The organism is Pseudomonas sp. RGB, assembly GCF_007713445.1.
Taxonomy (GTDB): domain Bacteria; phylum Pseudomonadota; class Gammaproteobacteria; order Pseudomonadales; family Pseudomonadaceae; genus Aquipseudomonas.
The window spans coordinates 119,194-125,622 of record NZ_VMSH01000015.1 but is presented as its reverse complement, the minus strand read 5'-3'; the positions used below and the strand labels follow the sequence as shown (position 1 = coordinate 125,622).

Below are 6,429 nucleotides of genomic sequence, written 5' to 3'. Positions count from 1 at the left end.
GACCTTCGGGTTATGAGCCCGACGAGCTACCAGACTGCTCCATCCCGCGTCTGTGTGTCGGCATTCTACAGAGGAACGCGAGTGTGTCAACCTGTGAATCGAAGAAAAGCGCTTGTGGTTCAATCGGTTAGCTCTCCAAGGCAAGCCTTGGAAGGGCGCGCGGCCAGTGTGGCCGAGGGTTTCAGCTCTATTGGCAGGAGAATTTCGATTGAGAAAATAAATTCATCAGTGAAATTTCCTACCGCTCAAGCGGAAGATTCAAACTACTGGTGCTATATACAGGGGTGGATGCGATACTGGCCGCCCGTTGGATTACACCCTCTGTTTATATGACGCAGCGCAAAATCATCCACGTCGACTGTGATTGCTTCTACGCCGCCATCGAGATGCGCGACGATCCGAGCCTGGCACAAAAGCCCCTCGCGGTCGGCGGCTCGGCCGACAGAAGAGGGGTGATCGCCACCTGTAACTATGAGGCGCGGGCTTACGGGGTGCGTTCGGCCATGTCATCGCGCCACGCCTTGAAGCTGTGCCCGGACCTGACCATCGTCAAGCCGCGCATGGATGCCTATAAGGAAGCGTCGAAGGAAATCCAGACGATCTTTCGCGATTACACCGACCTGATCGAGCCACTGTCGCTGGACGAAGCCTACCTGGACGTCTCTGACAGCCCGCACTTTGGCGGCAGTGCCACGCGCATCGCTCAAGACATTCGTCGCAGGGTCTCCAACCAGCTGCACATCACGGTGTCCGCCGGCGTTGCGCCGAACAAATTTCTGGCCAAGATCGCCAGCGACTGGAAAAAACCCAACGGCCTGTTTGTGATCACCCCGGATCAGGTCGAAGACTTCGTCTGCCAGTTGCCGGTGAACAAGTTGCACGGCGTTGGCAAGGTGACCGCCGATAAGCTGGCGCGCCTGGGGATTGCAGACTGTCTGCAATTGCGTGAGTGGAACAAGCTGGCGCTGGTGCGTGAATTCGGCAGTTTCGGCGAGCGGCTCTGGAGCCTGGCTCGTGGGATTGATGACCGCGTGGTGCAGAACGACAGCCGTCGGCAATCCATCAGTGTGGAAAATACCTACGACGTGGACTTGCCGGATCTCTCAAGTTGTCTGGCGAAACTGCCCGAGCTGATGGAAACCCTGGCCGGACGCATGGCGCGCATCGACAGCAGCTATCGCGCGGGCAAGCCGTTCGTCAAAGTGAAGTTTCATGACTTCACCCAAACCACCCTGGAGCAGGCAGGGGCAGGGCGAGATCTGGAGAGTTATCAACAGCTGTTGACCCAGGCGTTCAATCGCGGCGGCAAACCGGTGCGGTTGCTGGGGATTGGGGTGCGGTTGCTGGATCTGAGCAGCGGTAACGAACAGCTGCAGTTTCCCTGGTAAAAACCGGGAGCCAAATGTGGGAGCGGGCTTGCTCGCGAAGGCGCCGTGTCAGTCGATACATTCATCACTGATACACCGCTTTCGCGAGCAAGCCCGCTCCCACATTTAGATCTTTACCTGTCTTGAGGTCCTAGCGTGCCCCAGGGTCCGCCACCAACCGCCCCGCATCCTTGGTCAGCGCCTGCACAAACTCCTGCTGCAACTCGGGATCATTGCGGGTCAGTTCGATCAGGCTTTGTTCCAGCTCACTGGCTTCTTCCTCAAGGCCCAACTCCGACAGGCGCTTGACCCGGTGCACCCACTGGTTGACTTCGTCGTCTTCGAGGTCGTCGTAGATCAGGCCATGGGCTTCCAGCAACTTGCCGCGCAGGGTGTTGCTGATCGCCAGGGTGGAGTCTGAGTGCACGTCGTCCTGGCCATCTTCCACGCTGATCTTCAAGGTCGTGACGCGGTTCAGGTCCTGCTCGGCAAACGGGCTGTCCAACAGGTTCAGGCGCAGCACGCCGTCGCGGTCGGTGGTCAGCTCATGGGACTGCTTGCCGGCGGTGACCTGTACCGGGCGCTCGCTCCAGGGCAGGCTCGAATACTCCGTGCGCTTGTCACGCTGGACTTCATCGATCCCGGCCAGGTTCTGTTGCGCACGGCCGTGGGATTGCACGTTCATGAACGGGTTGATGCCGTCCACGCCATAGCTCAGCCAGTCACGCGTCATGCTGGTCGGCAGGTTGCCGAGGGCGAAGATGTTCGCCACGTTGGCCCCCGCGCCGGCCACCAGGGCGACCGCGCCCAAGGGCATCTCGTAGAGTTTGCGCCAGGGTTGGTAGGGGGTGTAGCGATCGTAACGGCGGGTGACTTCGAATTCAGTGACCTCAAAGGTCTTCTGCTCGTGAATGCGAACCCGGCGTTGCGGCAGTTCCAGCACTTTGGGTTCACCTACATCGATCTGCAGGCTGTGGTCGAGCAATTTGCGCTCGACCCGCTCCTCGTGCTCACTGCGTTGCGACATCTGGTTGGCGCAGCCGCTGACCAGCAGGGCGCCGCACAAGGCGGCGCCCCCCAGGGCTCTGGTGTTTCGCTTGAACATGACTTCTCTTGATCTGGTTTTCAGCGACGAATACGCGCCTGAAGGAAAGACAGCACGTCAGCCACCGGCAACGGTTGGGCTTCGGCTTCGGTCCGGCTCTTGTATTCCAGATTGCCATCGGCCAGGCCGCGGTCACTGACCACGATTCGGTGCGGGATGCCAATCAGTTCCATGTCAGCAAACTTGATGCCCGGGCTGGTTTTCTTGTCGCGGTCATCCAGCAGCACTTCAAAACCGGCGGCCGTCAGTTCGGCATACAGTTTGTCGGTGGCTTCGCGTACTTGCTCGGTTTCGTAGCGCAGCGGTACCAGGGCCACCTGGAATGGGGCCAGGGCGTCACTCCAGATGATGCCTTTCTCGTCGTTGTTCTGTTCGATGGCAGCTGCTACCACGCGGGAAACGCCAATGCCGTAGCAGCCCATGTCGAGGGTGATCGGCTTGCCGTTCTCGCCCAGCACTTCGCACTTCATCGCCTTGCTGTACTTGTTGCCCAGCTGGAAGATGTGCCCGACTTCGATGCCGCGTTTGATTTCCAGGGTGCCCTTGCCATCCGGGCTTGGGTCGCCGGCGACTACGTTACGCAGGTCGGCCACGGTTGGAACTGGCAGGTCACGCTCCCAGTTCACGCCGAAGTAGTGCTTGTCGTCGATGTTGGCGCCAATGCCGAAGTCGCTCATCAGCTCGACCGAACGGTCGATGATGATCGGCAGCGGCAGGTTCAGCGGGCCGAGCGAACCGGCACCGGCGCCAATCGCATCGCGCAGTTCGGCATCGGTGGCCATGACCAGCGGGCTGGCCACGCCAGGTTGCTGGGCAGCCTTGATTTCGTTGAGTTCGTGGTCGCCACGGATGACCAGGGCGATCAGCTTGCCTTCTTCTTCGGCGCGCACGATCAGGGTCTTGATGGTCTTTTCAATCGGCAGATTGAATTTTTCCACCAGCGCCGCGATGGTCTTGGTCTCTGGGGTGTCCACCAGGCGCAGCTCTTCGCTTGGCGCCGGGCGGGAAGTTTCCCGTGGCACGGCTTCGGCTTTCTCGATGTTCGCCGCGTAGTCGGAACCGTTGCTGAAGACGATATCGTCCTCGCCCGACTCGGCCAGCACGTGGAACTCGTGGGAGCCGGCGCCGCCGATGGAGCCGTTGTCCGCTTCAACCGGGCGGAATTTCAAGCCCAGGCGCGTGAACACGTTGCAGTAAGCCTGGTGCATGCGGTCGTAGGTGACCTGCAAGGAGGCTTGGTCGGCGTGGAAAGAGTAGGCGTCCTTCATGATGAATTCACGGCCGCGCATCAAACCGAAGCGTGGGCGGATTTCGTCACGGAATTTGGTCTGGATCTGATACAGGTTCAGCGGCAGCTGCTTGTAGCTGCTCAGCTCATTGCGCATCAGGTCGGTGATCACTTCTTCATGGGTCGGGCCAGCGCAGAAATCGCGGCCATGGCGGTCCTTGAAGCGCAGCAACTCAGGGCCGTACTCTTCCCAGCGCCCGGATTCCTGCCACAGCTCAGCCGGTTGCGTGCTCGGCATCAACACTTCCAGAGAGCCGGCGGCGTTCATTTCTTCGCGAACGATGGCTTCGACCTTGCGCATCACCTTCAAGCCCATGGGCAGCCAGGTGTACAGGCCGGAGGCCAGTTTGCGGATCATGCCGGCGCGCAGCATCAGCTGATGGCTGATCACAACCGCGTCGGAAGGCGTTTCTTTCTGTGTGGCGAGCAAATATTGACTGGTACGCATGGTAGGCCGTTGTCGGTTGCTTGGACTTGAAATGACTTGGGATTGTACGGGCGGTTGCTGCCGGAGTACAGGCATGAGGTCGCGAGGTGTTTCTGTGGCGACCGGGCTTGTGTGGGAGCTGGCTTGCCTGCGATGCGGTGTATCAGTTACGTCGCGCTGATGTTATCGCAGGCAAGCCAGCTCCCACATTGACCGAGGTGGGTCAGTCTTCGGTGGGCGGGCTCAACCGAATCCGTCGATTTTCCTGAAACCAGTGCAGGGCAATCAGGAACAGCGTCGGTACGCCCAGCAGGCAGGTGATCAGGAAGAAGTTGTGATAGCCGAACTTCTCCACCATCACCCCGGAATAACCGCCAATCAGGCGCGGCAGCAACAGCATGATCGAGCTGAGCAGCGCATATTGGGTGGCCGAGAACTTGAGGTTGGTCAGGCTCGACAGGTAGGCGACAAACGCCGAGGTGGCAAGGCCGGAACTGAAGTTGTCCAGCGAGATGGTGAAGATCAGCATCTGCAGGTCGGGGCCCATGTCCGCGAGCATCACGAACAACAGGTTGGTGCCGGCCGAGGCCACGCCGCCAATAAACAGGATCGGCAGGATCCCGAAGCGCACGATCAGCAAGCCGCCCATGCCGGCGCCGAGCAGGGTCATGATCAGGCCGAAAATCTTGCTCACTCCGGCGATCTGGTCCTTGGTGAAGCCCTGGTCGATGTAGAACACGTTGGCCATCACGCCCATCACTGTGTCCGACATGCGATAGGTGGCGATCAGCCCGAGCAGCAGCAAGGCTTGCCAGCGGTAGCGCAGGATAAAGTCGTTGACCGGCGTCAGCACCGGCGCCAGGCCGCGCCGGCCCATGGTCGACAGGCACAGCGTGGTCAGGATGATATAGAGGATGGCGCGCAGGAAGGCGCGGTCTTCCATCAACAGTTCCCACAGGCTGACGCCGTGGAACAGGACGCTGGCAAAATCGGTGTTGTAGAGCTGGGTGAACATCGCCGGGACGGACACCAGCAACACGATCAGTACAAACACCGAGACCAGCTGATGCACGAAGCTGTAGCGGCCGGCCTGCAACTGCGTGCGCAGTGGCACATTGGGTTCGCGCATGAACAGGGTGGTCAGCAGCGCCGGAATCATCAGCAGGCCGAACAGCACGTAAGTGCCGGTCCATGCCGAGTGCTTATAGTTGAAACCGGTCGAGCCGAAGCCTTCGGCAAAGAACAGTGCACCGGCGGTGGCCAGCAGGGCGGCGATGCGATAACCGGACATGTAACTGGCGGCGAGGGCAGCCTGGCGACTGTCGTCGGCGATTTCCAGGCGATAGGCGTCTACCGCGATGTCTTGGGTGGCCGAGGCGAAGGCGACGATCACAGCAATCGCAATCAGCCACGACAGGTGTTTTTGCGGGTCGCAAAAACCCATGCCGATCAACCCGAGGATCACCAGCGTCTGGGCCAGCACCAGCCAGGAGCGACGTCGTCCGAGTTTGCCGAGCAGCGGCAAACGCCATTGGTCGAGCAGCGGTGACCAGACCCATTTGAAGGCATAGGCCAAGCCGATCAGGCTCGCATAACCGATGGTCTCGCGGGCCACACCGGCCTCGCGCAACCACACTGAAAGCGTCGAGAACACCAACATGTAAGGCAAGCCGGCGGCGAAACCGAGCAACAACAGCACTAACGTCGAGGGGCTGGCATAGGCGGCGAGCGCGGCGCGCCAGGTTTTACGGGGCATGGGCTGGAGTCTGCCTCAGATTTGCGGAAACAAAGCGCGCACTCTAACCGCTGTGCTCTACCGGGCGCCAGCCATGACGCTGAATATCAACGCGATTGTTCAGGATACTGACACCTTCGCTGCGTAAACGCGCACGTTGCTCGTCACCTGAGGCACTGCCCACTGGCAGACTTATCCGACCACCGGCACCCAGCACCCGGTGCCAGGGCAACCGGGTGTCCTCGGGCAGCTGGCTCAGCGTGCGCCCGACCCAGCGGGCCGCGCGGCCCAGCCCGGCCAGGTGTGCCAGTTCGCCGTAACTCACCACGCAGCCTTCGGGCACTTGCGCCAAGGTCAGGTACAACGCCGTACGGCGCATTTCTGCTGGGCTTTGCGCAATATCGGCGGGTTGATTCACTGTGGGCATCGTCAGGGTCTTTGTAAGAAACGTCTGTAATCATGGTGTTGAGAATTGAACTCAATATAAATACTTGAGTCAGTCGTAGC

At 60.3% G+C, this 6,429-nt stretch carries 5 protein-coding genes; 1 reads left to right on the top strand and 4 read right to left on the bottom strand.

The annotated features are described in order from the left end of the window. Positions 1-329 precede the first annotated feature (329 nt). Positions 330-1,388, top strand: a complete 1,059-nt coding sequence (gene dinB / locus FPT15_RS24885) for a DNA polymerase IV (RefSeq protein ID WP_145165456.1) — start codon at positions 330-332, stop codon at positions 1,386-1,388. A 130-nt stretch (positions 1,389-1,518) separates the two neighbouring features. Here dinB and FPT15_RS24880 read toward each other — a convergent pair whose 3' ends face one another. From FPT15_RS24880 to FPT15_RS24865, 4 genes are all read right to left on the bottom strand, one after another. Continuing rightward, complete coding sequence (locus FPT15_RS24880; RefSeq protein ID WP_145165454.1) at positions 1,519-2,472, bottom strand: hypothetical protein; 954 nt, start codon at positions 2,470-2,472, stop codon at positions 1,519-1,521. A gap of 20 nt (positions 2,473-2,492) precedes the next feature. After that, positions 2,493-4,208, bottom strand: a complete 1,716-nt coding sequence (locus FPT15_RS24875) for a proline--tRNA ligase (protein ID WP_106578324.1) — start codon at positions 4,206-4,208, stop codon at positions 2,493-2,495. Between the two features lie 202 nt (positions 4,209-4,410). Next, positions 4,411-5,943 carry an AmpG family muropeptide MFS transporter gene (locus tag FPT15_RS24870; protein WP_145165452.1) on the bottom strand — a complete coding sequence of 511 codons (1,533 nt, stop codon included), beginning with the start codon at positions 5,941-5,943 and terminating at the stop codon, positions 4,411-4,413. 43 nt (positions 5,944-5,986) lie between these two features. Beyond that, positions 5,987-6,349: an MGMT family protein gene (locus FPT15_RS24865; RefSeq protein ID WP_145165450.1), complete on the bottom strand. Its 363-nt coding sequence runs from the start codon at positions 6,347-6,349 to the stop codon at positions 5,987-5,989. Positions 6,350-6,429 lie beyond the last annotated feature (80 nt).

Coding starts and splice junctions, on each gene's coding strand:
- dinB (WP_145165456.1), top strand. CDS start 330: ATGACGCAGCGCAAAATCATCCACGTCGACTGTGATTGCTTCTACGCC.
- FPT15_RS24880 (WP_145165454.1), bottom strand. CDS start 2,472: ATGTTCAAGCGAAACACCAGAGCCCTGGGGGGCGCCGCCTTGTGCGGC.
- FPT15_RS24875 (WP_106578324.1), bottom strand. CDS start 4,208: ATGCGTACCAGTCAATATTTGCTCGCCACACAGAAAGAAACGCCTTCC.
- FPT15_RS24870 (WP_145165452.1), bottom strand. CDS start 5,943: ATGCCCCGTAAAACCTGGCGCGCCGCGCTCGCCGCCTATGCCAGCCCC.
- FPT15_RS24865 (WP_145165450.1), bottom strand. CDS start 6,349: ATGCCCACAGTGAATCAACCCGCCGATATTGCGCAAAGCCCAGCAGAA.